Origin of the sequence: Granulicella sp. L46, assembly GCF_009765785.1 — a bacterium.
Taxonomy (GTDB): domain Bacteria; phylum Acidobacteriota; class Terriglobia; order Terriglobales; family Acidobacteriaceae; genus Granulicella.
Window position 1 is genome coordinate 996819 of sequence record NZ_LMUT01000012.1, and the last position, 23144, is coordinate 1019962.

A 23144-nucleotide genomic window follows, 5' to 3' on the forward strand; every position below is an offset into this window, starting at 1 on the left:
TTTGTTGCGCGTAAGTCATGAGCGAAGTGAGAGGTCTAATCGAGGCGGCTTAGTCGGGCCTTGATGTGCTCCGGCTGGTATCAGTTGGTAGCTACGGGTTCGGCTTCGACCGGCGAGAGTTCCAGCTTGCTGAATGGCGACGCAGGATTTTGGTCTCCATGACATCTGCGAAACTTGTTGCCGCTGCCGCAAGGGCAGAGCGCATTGTGTGTCTGCTCCGCATCGCGATCGGCTATGATCCCCATGACTTCAGATGGGGCGCGACGCTTCTGAAGCAACTGGGCCATCAGCACCATGGTCGGGCCCGTATGCATGAAGAACAGTTCAAGCCCTTCGCAAAGATAGTTCTGTCCAGGCTCTCCGTCGCGCGAGACGCCAAACCGGTCCTTGGGGCAGCCACCGTTGCAAAGGTTCCTCACTTTACAGTCCTGGCATTGCTTAGTGAGCAGGTTGCGTTTGTCATCACCGAACTTACGCTGTTCAGGCGACGCCACCATTTCCAAAAGAGTCTTCTGATGGATGTTGCCGAGAAGGTATTTGGGCTCAACGAAATGGTCGCAGGAGTAAAGGTCCCCGTTGTACTCCAGCGCCGGCCCGTACCCGCAGGTTGGGGCGTGGATGCAAAGCAGATGACGGCCGAAAAATGCTTCGAGCGTCACATCGAATAACTGAACAAACACTTCGCCTACATCATGGCGAACCCATTCCTCGAAGATGTCAATGAGGAACTGGCCGTATTGCCTGCTGCCCACGGTTCGATTGGTGACCATGTTGCCGGACTGCGTGTAAAGCATGCGCTGGCCGCCAGCCTGCTCACTCCATCCCAGGTTTGCGATATTGATCGTGTCAGCGTTGGCTCGCTCGACAATGGGGATGAACTGGACCCACTTTGCACCCATTTCGTCGCGAAAAAAACGATAGACCGCACGACCGTGTTTTTCGTTGGCGGCATTCACCGTGCATAGGACGTTGAAGTCCACATCATGCTTGCGCAGGTAGCGCCAGCCCTTCATTACCTTGTCGAAGGTGCCCTGCTTGCCGCGGTCGAGGCGATAGGTGTTGTGGATCTCGCGGGGGCCGTCGCAACTGATACCGACAAGAAAATTGTGCTCCTTGAAAAAGGCACACCACTCGTCATCCAGGAGGATTCCGTTGGTCTGAAACGTGTGTTCAATGGTTTGCCCGGGCCGACGGTACTTCTGCACGATTTCGATGGACTTTCGAAAGAACTCGACCTTCATGAGCGTGGGCTCGCCGCCCTGCCAGGCAATCGTCACGGTCGGCGTGCGATGCGAATCCAGGAGTTGCTGGATGTAGAGTTCGAGTGTTTCGTCCGACATCCGATGCTTTTCGTTCGGATACAGGGCGTCTTTGGACAGGAAAAAACAATAGGTGCAATCAATGTTGCAGGTTGACCCGCTTGGCTTTGCCAGAAGGTGAAAACCCGGCGGCGCATCCTGGGGACGACTAGCATCAGCCATCAAATTCATGTGTGCATCTTTCTGCACCGCCAAACGAGATAGGCAGCCACTTTGGAATTTGGTTGATCAGAGTCGCTGTTCCCGACAGAGATTCGTCATCCTTCTCAGGAAACTAATCCGTTCGTTTCACGGTGGGAACTGTCAAATATGACAGTCCATCAGGTCGGTCGAGCGGGGCTTACTTATGCCGAAAGTGACTTGCCACCAGCAGACTGCCTGTGATTGCAAGGATGAGCCACAAGACTGCAATTGCGATGAAAACAAAGAATCTGGCCAGGGATCTAACCTCTGTTTTTCTCTGCACCTCGGCCGCTTCAGCGCGATCGCGGCACTCCTGAAGCACTTCTGGAGGCATGACCTTTTGAATCAGCTTGAACCCTACTACCAGAACGACCAGATCATCCATGAATCCGATTACGGGGATAAAACTCGGAATAATCTGAATAGGGCTAAGCAGATAGCCGGCCGCGCAGGCGGCAATCAGTCGTGCGTACCAGGGCGTCTTGGGATGTTTGAACGCAAAGTAGAAAACGTGAGCTTGCTTTTGGAGTTCTCGCGCCTTTTCAGCCCAAATCGCAATACGTGTGGGCAATCGTCGCACCCCGCGAACCCGTCGCACGGCAGGAATCGAATCCGGAAGAATCGAATTGTCGAATTCGCTTTCCAATGTTACCCCCACTCGTACTGATGTGTCCGAACATACGTATCAATGCTCCCGTGTGGTCAACAGATGGAGCGTAACCGCGATATGTCAGTTACCGGATCCTACCCTGCCCGGGGGTTCCGTGAAACTGTCAACATTTACAGGAATCGAAATGAGCGTTTGCTTTAACCGACAGAGGCTCAAGGCTGGAGCGAGAGTGCTGACCATCTTTGGCCGGACCCCTTCAGAACTTCCAGCCGATACTGCCGGCCGTTCCAAAGTCCGAATGATTTAGATTCTGCGGTGGTCGGCTATCGTAGTTCAAGTAGTAGCTGACACTCCAGTAAAGGCGTCTGGCGAGTCTAAGTTTCACTGCTGCATTCAGGTCCAGGCGCACTCGTCCCGGGTCGGTAATGCTCGGAAACACCTGAGTATTTACGAGGAAATTTGTAGTCCTGAAACGAAAGAAGTTGAATTGTGTGCCGACAACCGCTTCGGCGCTGTTTCCGGTTTTGCTCGATGTCGGGTCATCCTCATAATGCTCGTTGTTCCAGTCTGCGCCAACATATGCCGCAATCAGGCTGGTATTTGTCATGCGGAAATTATGTCCGACGGCCCCGCCCAAGATTGTGCGCAGATCCAGGTTCTGCTCGCCATTGTGTTGAAAGCCTACTAGTCCCATGTAAACGTTCCGGGGTGAACGGAGTTGTCTTGCAACGTTCGTTTGAAGATCAAGGCGAAAATTCTGATCAGATCCGCCACCGCTGAAACTGGAGCCCAAATCAACACCCGCTGACCATAGGGGTTTCGCATATACAACGCTTGAATCGAAGTTGTATTGGACGCGATTTTGCTGCTTTGTATAGTTGAGACCAGAGTCAATGGACCCGTGCAGGTTCGCCCAGAAACCAACGTCATTTTGTTGAAGGGCAACTATCTCGAGCGAAGGTATGAGATCGGTCTTAGGGCTCCCCGTGACCTCCACCACGAATTTGTCCGGCGAGGCTTCGTCTGCCACCTTCTTAAGGCTGCTGATAAATCGCTCTCCTTTTTCGTTGGTGACAATAAAATTGTATTGACTCTCGATGCGAACAACCTTGGTCCAGTCGACTGCGATTGTGCCTTCCCCATTTGCCAGCCGGACATACAAGTAGCCCTTTTGAAGCTGCATGATCTCGCATGTCATCCGATCGCCATTCGCGAAGACGATGACGTCCTTCTTGTCTCTTGCCCAGCACGTGGCGGATAAAACAAACAGGAAAACTATTGTCCAGACTGAGGAGGAGAGGAACGGAAGGCGATCATGAATATTCATGTTTGTCCTCCTCATTTCGTTGATTTGAGAGTACGGGCTCGGCTGGTCATCTCGTCGAATTCAGACGAATTCCCGCCAGTGTTTTATAACAATCTACGGTCTTCAAATGAACTGTCAGTTCTAACAGTAGACGCTTGGATGCTGTATCGCAGAGACTCCTGCATACAGAGAATTGCGTAATTGCGCCTCACACCTGCGACTAAGGTATTTGTCCAAGCGAGGGCATTGGGTGGCGATTTCATATCTTCGAGTGTTTGCTTTGCTTGATGGGTAGCGGCTTCGCAAATTCTCGAACGCTCTAGACCCTACGAGTGATTCGCAAATCGCGACATTCTTGTCTTCTGAAAACTATCGTACGGGTAATCTTACAAGCGACTGGCGGGCCTCGGATCACCCTTCAACGAGGAGAAGCCTTCGAGCTAAACTCGCTGGTCCTACTCTTTTCGCAATGGGAAAAAAACGTGCGCTGCCAGGCCGATATCATTGACCTGCTCATTCGGCTTCTTGCCGGTGTTGTTCTGATGCTCATAATAAGCATCAATCTGCACGTGGCTACCAATAGGGAAAATGCCGCCGGCCTCAAGCTGCGTTGTACTCCATTTTGAGTATTGGCTTTCGTAGTAGACCTCAGCGTTAAGATAAGGAGTCACGTGATACGAGTGGATTGCGAAAGTTCTTTGCACAGCCAATCTGTTCCTGTAGCGCCAGCTAAAGACTCCGGCTTTCCAGTCAAGATCTGCGCGATTTCTGTCATCTAGCAGAAACGAACCCTTCACTGGCAATGCAACCGTCGCGATCGGCATGAATCTATTTTCGACGGGCTCATTGGGAGCGGTTATGACACGATACCCAGCCTCTACAACGAGGGGCCTCTTCTTTGCGTCGTCCAGGTCAAAGGCGGTGATCTTTTTCAACCTGAGAAGAGGCTTGAAGTAATACTGTAGGCTTGGGCCCAAAGTTGCTTGAAGCGGAACACCCCCATCGCGATCCCCCTGTGCTTGAAGATACGCTCGCATCTCAGGATTGATCTTGAAGTAAGTATCGATCTCCGGCAACAATTGCGGCGATTGCGCTCTCGCAAGAGGGCCCGCGAATGCGAAGAACGCCAGTGCCTGGATTCCTCGCTTGAGGGTAAGCGACCTAAAGGATGAGAGGGGATCGTCTGACTTTTTTCCAATCGACTGAAGCCAGCGGAAAGCGCTGCCGATGCGGCTGCGGTCCGAAGAGGCCGAGTCGGGCGCGGAATTCGCGAGGTTCGAAATATTCGGAAGCGGCATTTTCACAGTTTCCTGGTGCTTTCGAGTCTAGGGAGTCCTCAAATGAAATCAAACTGACAGTATTAACAGGCCGGCCGTTCGCCTTGAATTGATTGTTATCAGAGCTTAGAAACTCTGATTCGCCCACGCTGAAGGTCAAAACACCGGTGCAGCTTGCCCACAGATAGAGATAGGAGGATGCCAGGTAAACTATTTTTCCTAGAGCACGTCTAAAGTTGTTGGGCCTAAAGTTTTGACCGTCCTAGAAGCTGTCATTCGCTCTGGGGCGTGACGATGAGAAATAGGACAGGTCGTTCATAAACGCGAAGGTCGGCCGGCCTTCTAACGGAAATTACCCCTCATGGCGGGAAGTTGGTAATAAGTTGTTGTCGTGTCGAATAATGTTAGCCGAGGATTTTTTGTGGTTTCGCGATTTCGTTCGTTCCAAATTGGAGGAGCGTCCGGAACTGCTTGTTATTTGCGAAGTGGCTGATGGTTTGAAGGCAGTTGAGCATGCTGAGGCATTGCAGCCCGACTTGATTCTGCTCGACATCGGCCTTCCCTCTTTGAATGGAATGGAAGTGGCTCGGCAACTGCGCGAGCTAGCTCCAAAATCGAAGATCATTTTCTTGAGCCAGGAGACGTCGGCGACCGTTCTCAAAGAAGCATTTGCACTTGGCGCATGGGGTTACGTCTATAAATCTCATGCTGAAGGCGACCTCCTGCCGGCTATCGACGCCGCCGTGTCTGGCAGGAGATACCTGAGCGGATCCTAAGTGCGACGACACCCCAAATGAAAATAATTGCGACAGGATTTGAGAGTCCGGCCGTTGCCAGCGAAAATATTCAAACGAAGAGATAAGAGATCTGCCCCTCCGCTTTGAGGTGGCGGCCGGTTATTTGAAAGCAATTTTGAGCACGAATTTAAGCAATTCCGCTGGCGAAAGGACTGTCAGCGACAGCGGTACGAGAGGAATGGCAACCGCAACTGCAAGGCGAATGATGTCATTCGTCCAAAATGGAACCAGCCGCATCTGGCGCACATCCTCGTAGACATTAGACATTTCAGCGAGCGACCGGACGTCTTCATTCCGCAGCAACTCCTCTGGCTCATAGTCACCGCGTCGCATCCATTTTTCTTCAAAGCACCATACAAATCTGCTAGCCATCAGCCCATACTCTGCTGAGCTCTTCCGCAACGTGGATGCAAGCTGAGGGGTAAACATCAACAATGGACCGAGAATGACCACAACGAGGAAGACTACGGTTCCGATTGCCTCCAACTTGAAGGACATCAACGGTTGTTTACCGATTAAAACCCGGTCGGCGATGAAGCCCGAAAGTAACGCGCCCTGGGCAAATAGTATTGGCGCGAATGCAAACGAACCTCCTCCTATAAAGCCGATTCCACCGGCTCGATCTGGATGGGCTGCGCTCAAGCGCAGGTGTAATTTTGAGATCTGCCACAGAAGCCTGAACCAGATTGCGAGGCGCAGGTACCAGCGCACTAAAAGGAACTGAAAAATCGGGATGCTGACGAAGGCGTACCAGTAGCCAGCCAGCGTCAGATGCAAATGCGTTTTATCCGGTAACGCGTACCAGGTACGATCTCCCCAGGCGATCTGGCTTCGCCAAACCCAAAGCCCGATGGTGTAAACCAAAATCAGCACTACCACTTCCACGGCGACAAGGTCGCGAACACGTTGCGCCGACGCGACTGCGGCGGCGAATGCCGGCAGGTCTCTGACTTCAATGATCCGTCGGTCTATGAACCGCCGGATTAGGGGGCTTACGCGTTTCTGAACTCCCAGTTCTGCAAGGATAAGTACGGGAAGGGCGACCAGAAATCTTACATTCGCCTCGATGTCGTGTAGAAACGGGACTTGAATCCCCGCGCTACGGATGACGTGGCGATCGAGGAAGGACAAGAACAGCAACGGTAACCAAGTGACAAGCGTAAACAATATGGCTTGACGATATAACCGCTCCAGAGCTGCACCCGATAGGTGGCTTCGCCGATACAACTGAAACAATGCGCCGCCCAAAACTAGTGAGAACTCAGGCGGATCCACTGGCAGTGTTTCGATTGGCTGCTCCAAGATGGTCTTCATTTTTCCCCAGCCATCCTGCGCGAGGATGTTCCTGACCTAAGACAAAGTTATGGGCTTTCACCGACTCAATTGGATGTCTGATTTGGAGGTGAAATATCAAACATCGAAGCGCTGCCTTTTCGAACCGCAGATATTTCTTGTTAGAACGGCCCGCTATGAAACAGAACTCCATAAAAAGTGACGACCCCGATCAGGATGACCCCCATGGCAACAACGAAAGAGACTGAAAGGGTTTGTTTTTTTCGAGAAGGTGTTATCTGCTTCAGAAAGCCTTTGTGCTGCCATGCTGCAGCAATGAGTGCCAGAGTCCCCACGGCAATCAGGCTCAAACCCAGATTGCGCGGAGCATTCGGGCGACGGACCGTACCGGCCGCAAGATCTTCGGCCTTGTATTGGAAAAACTTGTAAATGGTGAAGCCGAATCCAATCATTGAAAGTGCCGTTCGGATCCAGGCCATAAGAGTTCTTTCCGCAGCCATCACCGATCGCTCCACCGCTAGATTGGTTCGCTCTTCGGCTAGAATCGTTCCCCGGTCTTTTGTTGCTGTCTCAACATCCATAAACATTGCCCCCTCAGACTGGTTTCTTGGCAGGTACTTGCGCACTTATCCTACGTCGAGCGATGCGCGTAACCAGCCCACGAAAGATGAGGTAGGGCAAGATGGCGAGAATGAACGCGACAATGATTGCTTCTCCGACGTAGACAAAGCGCAATTCGATGATCTGATAAATGACGTCCAGCACGATGGCAAGGATGAATACTTTGCCCACGCTCTTCCAGCCATCCTTGAGTAATTCCGCCCGCTCATTTGGGTCGGAGACCATAGTCCAGAAATACGGCGACTTGCCTGTCTTGGCATCTGCCAGTCCCGAACGAATCGCGAAAAATGCAGCCATGCACGGCTGTAGCACCAGCCTGAACTTCATCGGTCCGCTGACGCGTGCAAGCAGTTGAGTTCCGAGCCGATCCCAAATGTGAACCATAACAACTCCTTTCTCGTTCGATACGCCTGATTGCGACAACATGGACAAAAGCCGTTTGGCCTTCAGAGGATGGTTATACCCCCACCTTCGGCCCCTGCGCAGGCGCTTCGTAAGGCACGATTTGTGCCCAGTGTTCCCGGACAGCAATCACTCGGAAGATGAATGCGACACCTACTGCAATGAGGGTGACCGGGAAGAATGTGGTCCTGCTCTGCATGTGGATAGCGATCAGCGTATAGACCGAACTCGCGAGGACGGCCGTCGTCACCAGATGTTCCGACGGGCGCGTAATCTCCGGCGTCACTCCAGAGAAGAGATCGATAAACACGCCTCCCGCAGTAGTGGCCGCAAGTCCCACGAGAATCGCGCCCCAGAACCCGAGGCCATGGTCGAGGGCTCTGTGCGCGCCTAAAACGGCAAACCACGGCAACGAGAAGGACTTGAAGAACGCCAGGATTCTAGTGCGAAACCGCTCCTCTAGCGAGTCAGCGTAGCGATAAATTGCAAGCCCAAGCAGTCCCGCCCCAAGGCATACGAAAAAGTAGGCTGGATTCTTCAGCGGCGCGGGGATCTCACCCAGCAGGACATCGCGTGTGACACCGCCGCCAATTCCACCAAAGAAGCCCATGATGATCAGGCCAACAACCGCATATCCGCGATTGTGAGAAGGATTGCGAGCGACAAGCACTCCGTTCAAGGCGTTGACGCCGGCGGAGAACAAGTCAACGTTCGGAAAGCTCGGCAAATTCATTTTGGTTGCTCCTTAAGAGATATCGCAACTCCCGGAAACAAGGCAGACCCTGACAGCCGAACTCCACATCCTTGCGAAGCCCCAACCATGGCGGTCCGGCTTCCAGGGCCCGATCCTTCCAAGGGGCTCCTAAATTGACTCATCGAGTTCCCCCACCGGACCGAGAACGGATTCCGCACCCTCCCCGTCCGATCTTTGAACTTTGAGTGCAGCCGATTGCCAAGGCCAGTGTCCCTCGGTTTCGACTACCAACGACCAACTGAGAAATGTTCTGACAACAACCAGCGCGCCAAGTATCTCCAGCCCTTTGGCGGTCAGGTCTAGCAACACTGTGCGGATCACATCTGCCGCGACAAGAATTTCAAGTGCCAACATCATCGACCGAGCGAGAAGGTGCTTGTATTCACGGTAGGAGTGTGGTGTCCGCTTCGCCAATTTCAGAACGTAGCGCACGAAGCCAAAGGCGATCGAGACGACGATAATCACAACTGCCAGCACCTGGATTCCGTCTGACGACATTTCGATCCATTCGCGCAGCATTCTCTTCCCTCGCCAAGTGGCCTGAATCTAACATTCCGGACAATAAGCACTTTTCCGATACTAGAGAGGCGTTAGATCATGTGAGGATAGGACCGCATCGCCAAGGCTACAACTGTCATATTTGACAGGGCGCTGAAAGGGGTTTGCCACTTGCAAATACACCTCCTACCCGCCGTAGAGGAAAGGTAACTTCAACTGGATACTTGATTAAAGCAACGTTGAGCTTCTGCATGACAACACTGTAACTAGTGACAGTTATCTGGACGTCTATGCGTGTGGTTAACTGACCCGCAGTCCTGCTGGAAACTGCCCGACACGTGCGGCTGCCATTGCCGCTCCAACCCTAGTGTCATGAGAGGTGCTTCAATGTCGGCTCAAAGCAATGTCTTCGACACTGGCCAATTAGAATCTCCCGGCGATAGGAAGCTGGGAACACACATGTTCATCGGTTGGTCTATCCATGAGTAGTCTTTTTTCCGTCCATTGGGGCCTGGATTGGCTGTGGAGTATTCCACTCATAGTTCTTACAGTTCTGTTCCATGCAATCGTGCTCACCATCCTCAACCGCGGAGTTCATTCCCTGATGACGATGAACGGCGGCAAAAGCTTCCGTCACATGGTGTCTCTCTTCGCCCTTGGCGGAGCCGCGCTATGTGCGACCGTGGCCCACGGCTTAGAAGCATGGTTCTGGGCCATCGCCTACTTTTTCTCTGGCGCAATTTCTAACCAGAAAGCTTCTATGGAGTTCTCCCTCGGTGCGATGACCACGTTTGGTGGCAATCCTATTGCCCTGGGAGCAGGATGGGAGCTGATGGGGTCGCTGGAAGCCTTAAGTGGTTGGATCGCGTTTGGACTTACCGCGGCTTTTCTATTCACAATTATGCGGAAAGTGTGGAGCACAGATCAGCTGTTGTGATTGGAGGCTTATCCGAAAGGCTCCAGACATTTCGCGGGGATGCTGGGGTTCAAAACAAGCATTCGACGAAGCGCACTCGTACTTACGGCTCGCTCTATTTCTGCTCTCTGGCACATCGGCCAAACGCAAGGCTTAAGTAGATGATGCGATGTGATGTCTCGACACCTCGCCCGATGCCGAGACGCCTCTGAGCCATTCAAACATCGAGCGGGCTGCTCAAATTAGTAATCGAGCCTTCAGCGAATTTCAATTCTTTGACTGCGGCGGAGGCCGCGATCCGGAATTCTTGTTCGGCGCCGGCCTATTGTTTGGCTGTGCTGGTTTCGTCTTGGGCGGTGCTGGCCTTGGATTCGGCTGTGCTGGCCTCGTGTTGGGCTGTGCCGGCCTCGTGTTGGGCTGTGCTGGCCTGGTGTTGGGCTGAGTCGGCCTCGTATTCGGTTGCGCTGGTCGAGTATTCGGCTGTGCGGGTCTAGTACTCGGCTGTGTTGGTCGAGTATTCGGCTGTGTTGGTCTAGTACTCGGCTGCGCCGGCCTGGTGTTTGGTTGTGTAGGCCTGGTTCCGGGCTGCCCCGGCTTCGGTTGAGGAGCGGGTTTGGTCACAGGCGGCCGATTCCCATTGGGCTGCGTCGGCCTGGTTTGTCCGGGCGGATTTCCGCCGGGTCTGGTTGTATTGGGAGGTCTTGTGTAGCCGGGCTTTGTGGTCGGTTGGCCGGGTCTTCCCCCAGGCTTAGGTTGCTGCACGGGTGGCCGGCCGTTTCCAGGTCGATTTCCGGGGCGATTATTTGGTCCCCAGGCTGGACGGTTTGCCGGGAGAGGACGAGGGGTGGGGGGACGATAGTTCGGTGGGCGATAGTTCCATTTGCCGCCATATCCCGGCCTCGCGTTATAGGGGATCGGGCGGGGACGGTACCAATAATTCGGCGGACGATAAGGAGCTCGCCATCCCGCCCAAACTGTGTGGTTGTAATAGGCCCGGTGCGACGACCAGTTCCATCCCCAACCACCCCATCCCCACGGCCGTGTGCTCACGACAAGGATGTTGATCGAGATTGGCGGTCCGTACGTGACGTAGACCGGGGTCGGCGAACGGTAATATACCGTCGATGGGTTGTAGATCGGCACGTAGACGATCTGCGGGTTTGCAGGTTGGATCACATAGACAGGTTGGGAAGCCACCTGTTGAACCTGTACGGTCTGCTGCTGATTGCTTTGCAACGTTCCTGCTGCGTACGCCTGGGCGCGTAATCTCTGGATCGATGCACTGACCGCTGCCTGGTCGGCGGTAAATGCCTCACCGATGGCGGCGAAATCGTCGACGTCTTCCGCCATCATGTTGATCACGTCGGGGAACATCACAAGGGCGATAAATGCCGAGTCAAATCCCTGCTTCTCTGCCGCGTCGGTAAGCGCTGCGCCCTGTAGACCAGGATTTTGCTGCAGCCAATTCGATACGTCCAGAATTTCTTGTGGATTGGTCGATGCCGTTGTGATCTGCGCCAGAAGAGAATCGGGGTAGAGCGCAACAGGAGCAAGCAGCTGGTCCAGTTCTTGTGGCGTGGGAATCGGAGCCTGCGCGCGTAGCAATGATCCGGTCCACGATAAGACTGAGAGGGTAAGCAATAAAACTAATGCGATAGAGCGTGATTTCCGTTGCATCAAACACCTCGTCAAGATGTCGCTTCTCTGCTTCGCCGAGAAAATGGTCGCCAAATCCTCTTCGCGCTTCTAACCCATCAAGCCAATGAACGCCCATTTCAATCATGGGGATACTGTCACCGATGACAAGCCGTTAAATCTTGCGCTGTCCGGGATCAGAAAGCAAACGCCTACAATCGATTCCTCCGCAAGAGGCATTGAAAATCTTCGCAAGCATACCTTTAACTGCTGTCCTTGCTAGGCTTTGGCGGTCTAACCCCTCCGACGCGAGCATGCAGACAACTGGTGAACGCAAAGAATTGTTCGCCGCCCCGTCTGGATGTCGACTGGCTATGGCAACTGTCATTTTTGCCAGTTGCGGGGTCTTAACGATCTCTCTAACCTGCCCTTCATGGTTGCAACCGTCCAGGAAGAATTCGTTGACGCACGATACTAGTCATCCGTGATCAGAAGGCAGCTCTTGAGAACTCTGAAGACAGCCTCGATTTTTTTCGAGCGATGCTTGCTGGTAGCCGGGGGGATACTTCTGGCGATCTGGTTTACAGCCTTTCTCGATGGAAAGATTTCCTCCCGGTTTGCATTGTTGAGCTTTGCGAATGCGCAAGCGGCGACAGTACCAAAAAACGATGCCTCGAAATCCAACGATTTAGTTGGAAACGTTGATTTCAGTCTATGGGCGGAGAAACGCATTCAGGCTTACAAGGACAGTTTGCTGATCGCATCAAGCTTGCCTGTGGCTGTGCTTGAGATCGACAAAGTTAAAATTCGTGTTCCTGTCTTTGAGGGGACCGACGATCTGACGCTGAACCGAGGGGCCGGACGGATTGCTGGCACAGCGATGCCAGGCGCTGAGGGCAACATTGGAATCGCCGGACACCGCGACGGATTCTTCAGAGGATTGAAGGACATTGCGGTAGGAGATCAGATTGATCTGGTGATGACAACCGAGCGAGCTACCTACAGGGTGGATCAAATCGAGATTGTCGATCCAACGGACGTTAGCGTGCTGCTACCGCGCGCCACTTCCTCCCTCACCCTTATCACTTGCTATCCATTTTATTTTGTAGGCGACGCACCGCAACGGTTTATTGTCCACGCATCCATCGTGTCTCATGGGCCGACCGCCGGCTCACGAAATCAACCCACAACCACTTCCGCAGGCCTGGGAAAAACCAACAAGGAGAATTGAACATGAAACGTTCACGAACGATTTTGAATATTCTGGCTGTGGCGGCAGGCACGCTCTTGTTGGCCTACCCAGTGACTATGAGCGCGCAGGTAGAGACAACTACCAAAGTCGCGACGAACGGTCCTATTGTCAAACACATAAGCGTGCAAACGGGAACAGTCGTTTTTGTGTCCGGCAATGACCTATGGGTACAAGATTCTGCTGGTCAGATTCGGCACTTTCCGAACGTTCCAGAGAGCGCCAGGGTCGCTGTCAATGGACAGCAACTCGGCATTCACGATCTGAAGCCCGGAATGACCATCCAGCGTACGATCATCACAACGACCACACCCAAAGTGACCACAACGGTACAGACCGTCACCGGAAAGGTGTTCTACGTCAATCCGCCTACTTCCGTAATCCTGACAATGGATGACAACACAAACCAGAGATTCACGATTCCTAAAGGTCAGAAATTCAACATCAACGGCCAGACAATGGACGCCTTTGGACTGAGGAAGGGGATGCAGGTTTCCGCAACCAAGGTCGTTGAGGTCCCGGAAACAGTGGTTACGCAAAAGAGAATTCTGGCTGGAACGATGCCTCCGCCGCCGCCCCTCCCACCGAATCAACCGATCCTGATCGCTGTACTGGTGCCCGTTCGGATGCCGGCTCCGGCGCCAGCACCTGTAGTAGAAGCAGCGCCCACGCCTGCGCCCGCTCCGCGGCTCCCAAAGACCGGCAGTTCACTGCCTTTGGTTGGATTGTTGGGCCTGTTGTTCATGGGCGCTTCACTCGGCCTGCGCTCGGTTCGCCGGTCCTAGTTACCGCTCTCTGATGGGCTCGCCTTCCCATGGGAGGCGAGTCCCTCTCGACAAGAGTTCTCAATCTTGGAGGGGAAGGTGAGTGTCGCGCCTGGTGGGGCAATAGGGGCAACCGACTCTCGGAAGAGACGGTAGCGTTGGCATTTACGGCAACGTGTATTCTTTAACTTACGAGGCAGTGCGGCTCTCCTACAGGTCTCCGCTGGCCGCCCGAGTCCTTAAGTTATTGCTTTCCCCAGTTCGGCGCGCTACTGTGTGCGTACTATCCTTCTGAAAGCAGATCGACAATACCGTGCCGCGCGTCCTGAAGACCATCGTCGCCGCTCCCTCGCCAACAGCCTCTCCGAGCAATCTATTCCTTGGGACCTCCGGCTGGGCCTACCCGTCGTGGAAGCCTGGATTTTATCCAAAGGATGTTCCCTCCCGCGCCTTTCTGCGTTTCTACGCCAGCCGCCTGACTTCGGTGGAGGTCAACTACACCTTTCGTACACTGCCGTCGGCGACCCAATTGAATGGATGGCTGGATGCGACGCCCGCTGGCTTCCGGTTCAGCTTCAAGGCGCCGCAGCGGATCACGCACTTCCAGCGTTTGAATGAAAGCCATGCGGCCGCCGCTGAGTTTGTCGCTTCAGTCGAACCTGCGCGTGCCGCCGGCAAACTGGGCCCGTTGCTCTTTCAGTTGCCGCCTAATTTTGCGGCGGACAACACGCGGCTGGAGACCTTTCTGCAGGCACCTGCCTTCGTAGAAAATGCGCAGCTTCAAGTGGCGTTCGAATTTCGCCATCCGAGCTGGTTTTCTGAAGCGACCTACAACATCCTTCACAGCAGCAATCGGGCTCTCTGCATCGCGGAGAGCGATGAATTGAAGACGCCAGACGTATCGACGGCGAACTTCCACTGCTACCGTCTGCGTCGCAGCGGGGGCTACCCCCCGGCTAAGCTGAAGGCGTTTGCCCTGCGGTTTGGGCACCTTGCGAAGAAGTCGGACGTGTACGCCTACTTCAAGCACGAAGACGAACCAACGGGAGCACTGAACGCTACCAAAGTACTGGCCGCGGCATCCAAGTTCGATGGCGGAGGCCGCGCATGAGTTCCAGCACGCTGCCCAATACGCAGGGCGGTAGCAGCATCGAATGGCCGGAGATGTATCCGCCGTTTCAACCGCGCCGGTGGGTGGTCAACGGCCATTTGCAGACAATCTTTGGCAACTTTCTGCCACGCCCAGATGCGCTTCCGCCACCGGAGATTCAGATGGTGGAGGTCTCCCCGGCTCACGGTTCGCAGATCTCCAGCCAGGTGCTCTGCGAGTGCCACTGGCAGCCGCTTCCCCAGCGCCGAACGAGCCTGACGGCCATCATTCTGCATGGCCTCGAAGGCTCGTCGCACTCTCAATATGTAACGGGCAATGCCAACAAGCTGTGGCGTTCCGGCTGCAACGTGATCCGCATGAATATGCGTAACTGCGGCCCCATAAAGTATGGCGATATGCTGCGCCTCTCGCCAACGCTTTACCACTCAGGGCTGTCGAGCGACGTGGAACGCGTGCTGCGATTCTTCCTCGAGACCCAGAGCCTGGAATCGGTTACGCTGATCGGCTATTCCATGGGCGGCAATCTGATGCTCAAGCTCGCAGGCGATCTAGGCGCCTCTGTCCCTGCGCAATTGCACTCTGTTGTGGGGGTATCGCCGGCCGTGGATCTTGCGGCTTCCGCAGATGCTCTGCATGAACCGCAGAATCGCATTTACGAGCGCAAGTTCGTTCGCGGCCTAGTCAAGCGTTTTCGGCGCAAGGCATCGTTCTTTCCACGTGCATTCGATCCTCACCGCGCGGAGAACATCACTTCCCTGCGCGAGTTCGATGAGCGCATTACTTCGCTCTACTGTGGATTCAGTTCGGCGGATGACTATTACGCGCGTGCCTGCGCTGCCCGCGTGCTGGACCGCATCACGGTTCCCACGCTGATTCTGCACGCGGAGGATGACCCTTTCGTCCGAATCACTTCCGAGACGCGCAGCACGATCGCCGCCAACCCGCACATTACTTTTCTCTCCACCCAGCATGGCGGCCACTGCGCCTTTCTCGCGCCAGCTGATACGGCCGCAGGAAATGACGGTTATTGGGCCGAGCATACCGCCCTGCGCTTCGTTCTTGCACACCGCTGACGTATCCTACAGATTGATGCTCTCTGAATGGACCGCCGAGTGTTCCCTCGATGCACCGACGCTGGTCGTCCCATGGTCCGCGGACGTGCAAGAGGATGGATCGCACGCCGGCGCGGGAGCCCACTTCATCGACCTGCGAGCGAATCCTTACGATATAGCAGAGATTGTAGAAGCCGAGCACAACACAACCCTGGCTCGCGCGCTTCGGTCGCTGAATGCGACGCGCTCTCCGTTTCTGACAGCGAAATGTGACACCTGGATCCTATCCTCGTCGGAACAGTCAGAGGCTCTCGAAGCGCTTCGAATGGAACTCCTTCTTCATGAGGAGGACGCTCAATGTGGGTACGCAAGCTATATTGACCTGCTCTGGCGCGAACGCTCCGTTTTTGCCTCCGCGCACCAGCAGCAGGATCGACTGGATCGCATCATGCGCAGAGCCCAACGGTTACCCCACGCGGAAGCCGCGATGGAATGCATTCTGCGGCCGGCGTTTCTCGATCTCAACGGGCCGCTGGAAGGCTTCGCTGTCACGTTTTATCTGACCGCGCTTGGTCCGGACGCCGAAATCGCACGGCGGCGTTGGGAGTTGGCGATGGATGACACCGTGGCCTTGTTGCGTAGCAAAGAGCTTGAAGCAGCTCGCGGCTCCGCTACAATCGATGCAGCGGATGGTTATCCCTTACGTGTCCGCCACCTGGGATCGTAGTGTGGGCCCAAGTGCCAGCATTTCGGGCGAGTAGCTCAATTGGATAGAGCACGGACCTTCTAAGTCCGGGGTTACAGGTTCGATCCCTGTCTCGCCCACCAACTTCACTTCCGTTACCGTTCGGCAGGGCCCGCCACTCGCCTCCAGCGCCGCGACTTTCAATAGCTTACAGTTCGCCGATGTTCGGAGCGGTTCGTTGACAGCCGGGGTAACTTGGGGGGCATCAAGGGGGCAACTAGTAACACATAACTCCCCTGCCGGATACCGAATGCCCCTTACGACACAGCTATACGTTCACTGAAGCCGACAGCCAAGGCTCGCAAAGTTGGGCGGCGGCCTTGCCTGCTCGGTGAAGTTGCGGGTGTGAGCCGGTGCTACTGTTTCGTCACGGTGAAGGTATAGGTGAAGTCGGGACGGGCTCGGCCGTTGAAGTCGAAAATGTGGATGTAGAAGGTCTGGTTGGCGCTCGAAGTCTGGAGCGTCAGATAAGGAGACGACGTTCCCAAACCCGCGGGTGAGTGGCTGATGCATGGGTCGGTGAAGTTCTTCGCGCCAGCGCTGTAGGGAGCACCCGAAGGCGGGCTGTCGACCACAGGATCATTGCAGGTGGCGAGGCGATTGCCATTCGCGTCGACGAGTTCGAGAGCGGGATCAATCGAGGAGTATGTCGGAGCACTGTAAGTGCCGTTCCAACTCTCGTAGCCGTTGGAGACGCCCACCTGGTAGGTTTCGCCGGGGTTGACGCCGGAGAGAACGTAATAATCCTGATCGGGCGCGGCATTGCCGGAGATGTCGGTGTAAGGGCTGAGCGAGGCGTAGTAGGTGCCGGGCACGATGGGCGTCGCTGTGCCGACGGTGTCGTTGCGCGAGGGCAGAGGCGCAGCGGTAACGAGAATCGTGTCCGGCTTGGCAAGAGTGAACTGGTCGAGGCCGGAGGAGTCCTTGAGGGTAACAGTGAACTGTGTCAGACCAGCGGATTGCGGGGTCCCATTAATCTGTCCGGTGGTCGTGTTGAGCTGAAGGCCGGGCGGCAGAGAACCGGAGGTCACGGTGAAGGTGTAGGGCGGCGCTCCGCCGGTAACAGCGACGGTGTGATCAAACGGTTGGCCGACGACGCCGATTTGCATGAGGCCGTCGGTGAGCTTCAACACGGCGGGAACGATGATGATAGAGGCGTTGGTCTGGAACTGGAAGTTCGGATCTTTGGCCTGGATGGCAAAATTATAGGTTCCGGATTGCGTCGGGTTTCCCTGGAAGTTTAGCTGGGAGTCGACGCCCGGAAATGGGAGCATTTGGAGGCCGGGAGGAAGCGAACCGGAGACAAGGGTCCAGCTGACGGGTTCCTGAGCGCACTGAAGGGCGATACCGTTGTTATAGTAGGCGCCGATCTGGCCTTGAAGGAGGTCGGTGTAAAAGCCTTCGGCGTTGAAGGCGAGAGTGGCGGAGGCGGTCCGCGCAGGTGAGGACGAGTCGGTGACCGTGACGTTGACGTTATCCGGGCAGCCCGGGCTGGTTGCGTTCCCGCTGAGGATGCCGGTGGAGCTGTCGAGGGTGACGCCCTGGGGTGCGGACGTGGCTTTCCATGTGAGCGGCGCTGTCCCATTTTGCGTCGTGAGCTGGACGGAGAAGGGGGTGCCGACTTGAACCGGTGGAAGGCTTTGAGTGGCGATGGCGAAGAGCGGCGGCGGGCTGGAGCCTCCACCGCCTGATCCCGAGCCACCACCTGATCCCGAACCACCGGAGGCTGCTCCGGTGGAGCTGCTGCAGCCGCTGAGAACAAGGGCGATGGCGAGGAGTGCTGCGGGTGCGAACGCGAGTCTCACGGATGGACCCCGGTGGCGTTGCCAGAGGATGTCGTGTCGGGCCCTTCGAAGATGTCGAAGGTGGGCGCGGTGTTGTCGAGGGTGATGTTGATGTTGGGCGTGACCTGACCGGCCTGCACGGTGACGTAGTCGATCTGGCGGGGGACGGTGCAGTCGATGGTGGAGAAGTTGGCGTCGGTTGCACTCTCGTGCGCGTTCCAATACTCGCCGGGGCCGGGGAGCGGGATGATGGGGTCGTTGGGGCCGATTACTCCGCCGTCGTTGATGGAACTGGCTTCGACTGCATAGGTGCCGGCGAGGATGGGGATCTCGAACCAGCCGAGCAGAGCGGCGTTGCGCGAGCCGAAGGAGTCGCCGTCGGCGTTGTTACCGTAGAAGCCGTGGGGGCAGGCTGAGGCTGGCGTACAGGCGAGGTAGTTAGAGGTGTAGGGCTGCCCAGGGTTGCCGGTAAAGCGGAAGCCGGAGATTGAGGACCAGGCTTGAGAGCGATCCTCACCTGCGGTCGTGCCGGACATTGCGGGGTGCGCGGCGACGAGAACGTCCTGGACGTGACTCTGGCCGTCGGAGAAGAGCACGAGACCGGTGATGGTGCCGTAGACGGAGTTGAAGGTGGCGGACGGATAGAGCCACGAGATCCAGGCCTTGTCGTCTGATGTGAGGCCGGCCTGGCTAGTGAGTTGGAAGTACATGATGGGCAAGGCGGCGATGTCAGCGGTGGATGTGCCGCAGGGGTCCACGCCTGGAAGCGAGTGATCGAGACCGAAGAAGTGGCCGAGTTCGTGCAGCATGACTTGGTCCTGCTGCTGCTCGGTGAGATTGGAGCCGCCGGTGAAGACGGACATTGCGCTGACGATGTGTCCGTCTTGACTCAGCTTGCAGGGAGAGGTAAAGCCGATGACGGAGGCGTCGCCGACGAGCTGCGAGAAGAGGCTGCCGTTGCTGTCGAAGATCATGGGCGACTGCTGGCCGCTGTCGCAGGAACCGGTGACGGCGTTGAAGTCGGCGACGGTGGCGACATGGCCGCTGGTGACGCCGAGGATAGGGCCGGTGTTCGTAGCCGAGAGAGCGACGGTGGGAAGTTGCGTCCAGGCGGCAAAGGCGTTGGCGAGGTCGGCGGTCGCAGTGGCGCTAGAGAGCATACCGAGTGTGCCGCTATCGACGCGGTACTGGACGGGCTGCGCGTTGTTCCAGACGAAGGGCTGACCGTCGACACCAAAAGACGGGCTGCCGACGAGCAAGGGGCCGCCCGCACCGGCAGCGAGGGAGCTCAGAAGGAGGACAGTGGCGCAGAGCAGAGTGCGCTTCATCGGACGGCTCCCGGACTCTGGACGAGGAGATGGACGGACTCCTTAAGGGCGGTGAGGGGGATGGGGCCTCGCTGGAACGACTGCACAGTGGCGCGGGATTTTGCCGAGAGTTTGCCCGCATTCAGTGCGCCCGAGCGAACGACATTGTCGAAGAGGCCGGAGTTCTGGTTGGCGTTGATGGCGTAGTCCTGGCCGTCGGCGCCCTTTACGACGCGAAACCGGCCCTGCTGAAGACCAACCGGAGTGATGAAGCCGAGAGGGGTGGGGCCGTTGAGGAAGAGCAGAACTTCATCGCCCAGGTGGTAGCCGGCGTGGTCGGAGATGTCGCGGACGTCCCAGAGGAATTCGCGGAAGGTGAAGGTGGTCGGCGCCTGACCTTTGAGGACGTCGTCGACTGCAAGAGTGAGGACGAGGGTCTGGAGATGGTTGTAGCGTGGGTCGGGCTCAACGGTCGCGGAGACGACGCGGCCTTGGATGATCTGGCCGGCGTTCGAGCTGAGATCGGCGAGATTGCGCGGCAACGTAATGGCTCCGCGCTGCGCATGAGCAGCCGAGGAAACACAAAAGATTGCGGCGAGAGAAACGATGACCGCGACTGTGAAATCGATGGACAGAGTCCGGCCGAGTGCTCGGGATTTTGTGACCCGCATACCTGATTCCTGCTATGGTTCGATTTCTTGATTGGGAGAATTTATAGCATAACAGCCTTGGCGGCGTCGAACAGCTTTGCTATGCATGCGGCGTATAACCTGGGCACGAGAGATATAATCCGCCTCACGATGTCTTTGTCCGCAGGCACACAGCTGGACGGATATGAAATACTCGGCCTCCTCGGTTCGGGAGGAATGGGCGAGGTATATCGCGCTCTAGACCCTGTTTTGAAACGAGAAGTGGCAATCAAGGTCCTGCCCGCCTCGGTTGCGCAAAATCTTGAACGCCTGCGGCGTTTCGAACTCGAGGCGCAGGCCACGGCAGCCCTGGATCACCCCAACATTCTCTCAATCTACCGTTTTGGCATATTCGAGGGCGCCCCCTATCTGGTCTCGGCGTTGTTGGAGGGGACTACCTTGCGCCAGCTAATTGAGCAAGGGCCGCTGTCGGTTCGCAGGACGATTGACATCAGTGTCCAAGTCGCACATGGATTAGCCGCCGCGCACGAGAAGGGTATTGTGCATCGCGACCTGAAGCCAGAAAATCTATTCGTAACCAAAAGCGGTGTAAGCAAAATTCTGGATTTCGGTCTAGCAAAATTGATGCAGGCTCCGGCCGAGTCTGGTGGTAACGCGCCGACTCTCGCTCAAGGAACTGATCCCGGCCTGACCATGGGCACCGCCGGGTACATGGCGCCCGAACAGGTGCGCGGGCATGCGGTTGACCATCGCACCGACGTGTTCGCATTCGGCCCTGTCCTGTATGAGATGCTTTCAGGCAGACGGGCCTTCCACCGTTCGACTGCAGCGGAGACAATGACCGCGGTCCTGCACGAAGATCCGCCGGCCCTCTCGCAGTTCGCACAGAATACGCCACCAGGGTTACAGCGAGTGCTGCAGCGCTGTCTCGAAAAAAATCCCGACCAACGCTTCCAGTCCGCGTCAGATCTAGCCTTCGCGCTCGAAGCTCTGTCGGACTCGAGTGGATCGTCATTCGTGCCCGTAGCAGCGCCGGCTCGACTTTGGTCGCGAAAATCTACCTTGTGGTCGACAGCAATAATCACCGTTCTTGCGGCGACGTTCATCGTTTACTCCGTGATTGCAAGCCGGAATAAATTCGCGTCCTTGCGCATTTCGGACTACTCCCAAATCACCCATGACGGCAATGTTGGCTCTCTTCGCGGAACCGACGGAACCCGGCTTTATCTGGATGGACTCCACGGCCTCGACGAAGTTGCGATATCGGGCGGAGATGTCGCGCCGGTCCATGTCTCCTTATCAGATCCCGTGCTGATGGACGTTTCGCCTGATGGTTCGAAGTTTCTCGTTGCGTCGTTGACCGGAGCCACGAGCATCTCGCGCCCAATATGGAGTGCCAGTATCCTAGGGGGCTCGCTCCAGTACCTCGTCGTGGGAACTGACGCATCCTGGTCGCAAGACGGAAGCTCCGTCGTCTACTCGACCCCCGACGGAGGCATCTTCGCAATTCGAAGCGATGGGACTGGCGCGCATAAACTGGCGTCCATCGGGGGCCTGGCGAGCTTTCTCGAATGGTCCCCCGATGGCAAGACCATTCGCTTCTCAAAAGACGACCAGCTTTGGGAGATGTCCTCCAACGGCTCCAATCTCCACCAGTTGCTTCCGAACTGGAAAGATTACTCATGCTGCGGACATTGGAGTCCGGACGGAAACCTCTACTTCTTTAATTCCGGGGGTCAGCTGTGGGCTCGAGATGAGCGCCATGAACTCTTTCAGCGTTCGCCTCGGCCGCCCGTGCAATTGACGTCGGGCCCCATTGCATGGGGTAATCCAATATCCAGCAAAGATGGTAGAAAGATCTTCGTAACGGGTTCAACCCTGCATGGCGAACTGGTCCGCTTCGACGCAAAGACCGGGCAGTTTCAGACCTATCTCTCCGGCCTTTCGGCGGACAACGTGTCCTTCTCCAAGGATGGGCAGTCCGTCGCATTCACTTCCTATCCGGAAGGTATCCTTTGGAGGTCCCAGCCTGACGGTAGCAAACGCATACAACTGAGTCATGCTCCAATGCAGCCAATATTGCCCAGCTGGTCGCCAGACGGCACGCAAATCCTATTTACGGATATCTCTTCTGACGGCAGTGAGAAGGCGTACATCGTGTCATCTCAGGGCGGCAGCCAGCGGCGTCTTCTGCCTGAAGACAGTGGGTCCGAAACGGATCCGAATTGGTCTCCGGATGGAAGCAAAGTCGTTTTTTCTACAAGCAGGGAGGGGGGCGCGGATCCGAAGAGCGTCATAAACATTCTCGACCTGGACAGCAAACGCGTTTCCACTGTTCCCGGATCGGTCGGTATGTTCTCGCCGCGCTGGTCTCCCGATGGCCGTTCGATCGCTGCCGTGCGCATGAATTCGACCACTTTGAACATTTTCAACATCAAGACCCAACAGTGGTCTACGCCATATAAGGGGGTGGTGGCCTACCTGTCGTGGTCCAAGGACGGCCAGCGGATTTACTTTATGAATTTCCAGGAGAGCCCAGCTGTGTTTCGAATCAGGGTGGCAGATGGTGTAGTCGACCGCATCGCCGACATCAAGAACCTCCACTACACGGGAAATACCGGGATGTGGATGGGACTGGATCCAACCGATGCGCCGCTATTTCTTCGTAATCTGGGCACGCGTGATGTTTACGCCCTGAGCCTGGAAGAAAAATAGCTTCGCATAAAAATTCGCGAGCGGACCGCCGAGATTGAAGACCGCGCCATCACCGGTCATTGGGAAGGTGATCTGCTCGCCGGCACCGGCAACAGTCGCAACCTTGGTGGAACGACATTCGCGATACAGAAATATTGAACCTGCTGTCGAGTAAAA

General features: G+C 55.9%; 21 protein-coding genes, 1 tRNA gene and 1 pseudogene. 10 read left to right on the forward strand and 13 right to left on the reverse strand.

Annotated elements, in window-relative coordinates; translation table 11 throughout:
- Nucleotides 1–80: 80 nt before the first annotated feature.
- From GSQ80_RS13665 to GSQ80_RS13680, 4 genes are all read right to left on the reverse strand, one after another.
- Nucleotides 81–1490 (reverse strand): anaerobic sulfatase maturase, encoded by a 1410-nt coding sequence (locus tag GSQ80_RS13665; protein ID WP_158788141.1) that lies wholly within the window; start codon nucleotides 1488–1490, stop codon nucleotides 81–83.
- A 169-nt stretch (nucleotides 1491–1659) separates the two neighbouring features.
- Entirely contained in the window at nucleotides 1660–2148 is a 489-nt protein-coding gene (locus GSQ80_RS13670; protein WP_158788142.1) for a YkvA family protein, read from the reverse strand.
- A gap of 220 nt (nucleotides 2149–2368) precedes the next feature.
- Nucleotides 2369–3439, reverse strand: coding sequence for a DUF481 domain-containing protein (locus GSQ80_RS13675; RefSeq protein ID WP_158788143.1), 1071 nt, complete (start codon nucleotides 3437–3439; stop codon nucleotides 2369–2371).
- A gap of 434 nt (nucleotides 3440–3873) precedes the next feature.
- Nucleotides 3874–4716 carry a DUF2490 domain-containing protein gene (locus GSQ80_RS13680; RefSeq protein WP_158788144.1) on the reverse strand — a complete coding sequence of 281 codons (843 nt, stop codon included), beginning with the start codon at nucleotides 4714–4716 and terminating at the stop codon, nucleotides 3874–3876.
- A 380-nt stretch (nucleotides 4717–5096) separates the two neighbouring features.
- Between GSQ80_RS13680 and GSQ80_RS13685 the strand changes: the two genes are divergently transcribed.
- Nucleotides 5097–5471: a response regulator transcription factor gene (locus GSQ80_RS13685; RefSeq protein WP_216850318.1), complete on the forward strand. Its 375-nt coding sequence runs from the start codon at nucleotides 5097–5099 to the stop codon at nucleotides 5469–5471.
- A gap of 120 nt (nucleotides 5472–5591) precedes the next feature.
- Here the strand turns inward: GSQ80_RS13685 and GSQ80_RS13690 are convergent, their stop codons facing one another.
- The 5 genes from GSQ80_RS13690 to GSQ80_RS13710 all read right to left on the reverse strand — a co-directional run bounded on the left by GSQ80_RS13690 (nucleotide 5592) and on the right by GSQ80_RS13710 (nucleotide 9081).
- Nucleotides 5592–6806: a hypothetical protein gene (locus GSQ80_RS13690; protein WP_158788146.1), complete on the reverse strand. Its 1215-nt coding sequence runs from the start codon at nucleotides 6804–6806 to the stop codon at nucleotides 5592–5594.
- A 140-nt stretch (nucleotides 6807–6946) separates the two neighbouring features.
- Nucleotides 6947–7372 carry a YidH family protein gene (locus GSQ80_RS13695; protein ID WP_216850320.1) on the reverse strand — a complete coding sequence of 142 codons (426 nt, stop codon included), beginning with the start codon at nucleotides 7370–7372 and terminating at the stop codon, nucleotides 6947–6949.
- 7 nt (nucleotides 7373–7379) lie between these two features.
- Nucleotides 7380–7790, reverse strand: coding sequence for a hypothetical protein (locus GSQ80_RS13700; protein WP_158788147.1), 411 nt, complete (start codon nucleotides 7788–7790; stop codon nucleotides 7380–7382).
- Between the two features lie 73 nt (nucleotides 7791–7863).
- Nucleotides 7864–8541, reverse strand: a complete 678-nt coding sequence (locus tag GSQ80_RS13705) for a trimeric intracellular cation channel family protein (protein ID WP_158788148.1) — start codon at nucleotides 8539–8541, stop codon at nucleotides 7864–7866.
- A 129-nt stretch (nucleotides 8542–8670) separates the two neighbouring features.
- Nucleotides 8671–9081, reverse strand: a complete 411-nt coding sequence (locus tag GSQ80_RS13710) for a DUF1622 domain-containing protein (RefSeq protein WP_158788149.1) — start codon at nucleotides 9079–9081, stop codon at nucleotides 8671–8673.
- 460 nt (nucleotides 9082–9541) lie between these two features.
- Here GSQ80_RS13710 and GSQ80_RS13715 point away from each other — a divergent pair, with 460 nt between their 5' ends.
- Nucleotides 9542–9997: a hypothetical protein gene (locus GSQ80_RS13715; RefSeq protein WP_158788150.1), complete on the forward strand. Its 456-nt coding sequence runs from the start codon at nucleotides 9542–9544 to the stop codon at nucleotides 9995–9997.
- A gap of 246 nt (nucleotides 9998–10243) precedes the next feature.
- On the opposite strand, the gene GSQ80_RS13720 is transcribed toward GSQ80_RS13715, so the two are convergent.
- Nucleotides 10244–11653: a DUF3300 domain-containing protein gene (locus GSQ80_RS13720; protein WP_158788151.1), complete on the reverse strand. Its 1410-nt coding sequence runs from the start codon at nucleotides 11651–11653 to the stop codon at nucleotides 10244–10246.
- A 460-nt stretch (nucleotides 11654–12113) separates the two neighbouring features.
- Here GSQ80_RS13720 and GSQ80_RS13725 point away from each other — a divergent pair, with 460 nt between their 5' ends.
- From GSQ80_RS13725 to GSQ80_RS13750, 6 genes are all read left to right on the forward strand, one after another.
- Nucleotides 12114–12842, forward strand: coding sequence for a class D sortase (locus GSQ80_RS13725; RefSeq protein WP_158788152.1), 729 nt, complete (start codon nucleotides 12114–12116; stop codon nucleotides 12840–12842).
- Nucleotides 12839–13645 (forward strand): LPXTG cell wall anchor domain-containing protein, encoded by an 807-nt coding sequence (locus GSQ80_RS13730; RefSeq protein ID WP_158788153.1) that lies wholly within the window; start codon nucleotides 12839–12841, stop codon nucleotides 13643–13645. The genes GSQ80_RS13725 and GSQ80_RS13730 overlap by 4 nt, the downstream gene beginning before the upstream one ends.
- A gap of 292 nt (nucleotides 13646–13937) precedes the next feature.
- The gene (locus GSQ80_RS13735) at nucleotides 13938–14735 is read left to right on the forward strand and encodes a DUF72 domain-containing protein (protein ID WP_158788154.1); all 798 of its coding nucleotides are present in this window, start codon (nucleotides 13938–13940) and stop codon (nucleotides 14733–14735) included.
- Nucleotides 14732–15808: a YheT family hydrolase gene (locus tag GSQ80_RS13740; protein WP_158788155.1), complete on the forward strand. Its 1077-nt coding sequence runs from the start codon at nucleotides 14732–14734 to the stop codon at nucleotides 15806–15808. Before GSQ80_RS13735 ends, GSQ80_RS13740 begins: the two co-directional genes overlap by 4 nt.
- Before the next feature lie 16 nt (nucleotides 15809–15824).
- On the forward strand, nucleotides 15825–16514 hold the full coding sequence (locus GSQ80_RS13745; protein WP_254059638.1) for a hypothetical protein: 690 nt from the start codon (nucleotides 15825–15827) through the stop codon (nucleotides 16512–16514).
- 24 nt (nucleotides 16515–16538) lie between these two features.
- Nucleotides 16539–16615, forward strand: a tRNA-Arg gene (locus GSQ80_RS13750).
- Between the two features lie 273 nt (nucleotides 16616–16888).
- Here the strand turns inward: GSQ80_RS13750 and GSQ80_RS13755 are convergent.
- From GSQ80_RS13755 to GSQ80_RS13765, 3 genes are read right to left on the reverse strand one after another with little or no spacing between them, the layout of a single operon-like run.
- The gene (locus tag GSQ80_RS13755) at nucleotides 16889–18337 is read right to left on the reverse strand and encodes an Ig domain-containing protein (RefSeq protein ID WP_158788157.1); all 1449 of its coding nucleotides are present in this window, start codon (nucleotides 18335–18337) and stop codon (nucleotides 16889–16891) included.
- Nucleotides 18334–19644 carry a hypothetical protein gene (locus GSQ80_RS13760; RefSeq protein WP_158788158.1) on the reverse strand — a complete coding sequence of 437 codons (1311 nt, stop codon included), beginning with the start codon at nucleotides 19642–19644 and terminating at the stop codon, nucleotides 18334–18336. Before GSQ80_RS13760 ends, GSQ80_RS13755 begins: the two co-directional genes overlap by 4 nt.
- Nucleotides 19641–20294 (reverse strand): hypothetical protein, encoded by a 654-nt coding sequence (locus GSQ80_RS13765; RefSeq protein WP_158788159.1) that lies wholly within the window; start codon nucleotides 20292–20294, stop codon nucleotides 19641–19643. The genes GSQ80_RS13760 and GSQ80_RS13765 overlap by 4 nt, the downstream gene beginning before the upstream one ends.
- Before the next feature lie 129 nt (nucleotides 20295–20423).
- Between GSQ80_RS13765 and GSQ80_RS13770 the strand changes: the two genes are divergently transcribed.
- Nucleotides 20424–22988 carry a protein kinase gene (locus tag GSQ80_RS13770; protein ID WP_158788160.1) on the forward strand — a complete coding sequence of 855 codons (2565 nt, stop codon included), beginning with the start codon at nucleotides 20424–20426 and terminating at the stop codon, nucleotides 22986–22988.
- 6 nt (nucleotides 22989–22994) lie between these two features.
- Nucleotides 22995–23115: pseudogene (locus GSQ80_RS23405) on the forward strand (IS30 family transposase); the annotation flags it as partial.
- Nucleotides 23116–23144 lie beyond the last annotated feature (29 nt).

Coding starts and splice junctions, on each gene's coding strand:
- GSQ80_RS13665 (WP_158788141.1), bottom strand. CDS start 1,490: ATGAATTTGATGGCTGATGCTAGTCGTCCCCAGGATGCGCCGCCGGGT.
- GSQ80_RS13675 (WP_158788143.1), bottom strand. CDS start 3,439: ATGAATATTCATGATCGCCTTCCGTTCCTCTCCTCCTCAGTCTGGACA.
- GSQ80_RS13680 (WP_158788144.1), bottom strand. CDS start 4,716: ATGCCGCTTCCGAATATTTCGAACCTCGCGAATTCCGCGCCCGACTCG.
- GSQ80_RS13685 (WP_216850318.1), top strand. CDS start 5,097: ATGTTAGCCGAGGATTTTTTGTGGTTTCGCGATTTCGTTCGTTCCAAA.
- GSQ80_RS13690 (WP_158788146.1), bottom strand. CDS start 6,806: ATGAAGACCATCTTGGAGCAGCCAATCGAAACACTGCCAGTGGATCCG.
- GSQ80_RS13695 (WP_216850320.1), bottom strand. CDS start 7,372: ATGTTTATGGATGTTGAGACAGCAACAAAAGACCGGGGAACGATTCTA.
- GSQ80_RS13700 (WP_158788147.1), bottom strand. CDS start 7,790: ATGGTTCACATTTGGGATCGGCTCGGAACTCAACTGCTTGCACGCGTC.
- GSQ80_RS13705 (WP_158788148.1), bottom strand. CDS start 8,541: ATGAATTTGCCGAGCTTTCCGAACGTTGACTTGTTCTCCGCCGGCGTC.
- GSQ80_RS13710 (WP_158788149.1), bottom strand. CDS start 9,081: ATGCTGCGCGAATGGATCGAAATGTCGTCAGACGGAATCCAGGTGCTG.
- GSQ80_RS13715 (WP_158788150.1), top strand. CDS start 9,542: ATGAGTAGTCTTTTTTCCGTCCATTGGGGCCTGGATTGGCTGTGGAGT.
- GSQ80_RS13720 (WP_158788151.1), bottom strand. CDS start 11,653: ATGCAACGGAAATCACGCTCTATCGCATTAGTTTTATTGCTTACCCTC.
- GSQ80_RS13740 (WP_158788155.1), top strand. CDS start 14,732: ATGAGTTCCAGCACGCTGCCCAATACGCAGGGCGGTAGCAGCATCGAA.
- GSQ80_RS13745 (WP_254059638.1), top strand. CDS start 15,825: ATGCTCTCTGAATGGACCGCCGAGTGTTCCCTCGATGCACCGACGCTG.
- GSQ80_RS13760 (WP_158788158.1), bottom strand. CDS start 19,644: ATGAAGCGCACTCTGCTCTGCGCCACTGTCCTCCTTCTGAGCTCCCTC.
- GSQ80_RS13765 (WP_158788159.1), bottom strand. CDS start 20,294: ATGCGGGTCACAAAATCCCGAGCACTCGGCCGGACTCTGTCCATCGAT.
- GSQ80_RS13770 (WP_158788160.1), top strand. CDS start 20,424: ATGTCTTTGTCCGCAGGCACACAGCTGGACGGATATGAAATACTCGGC.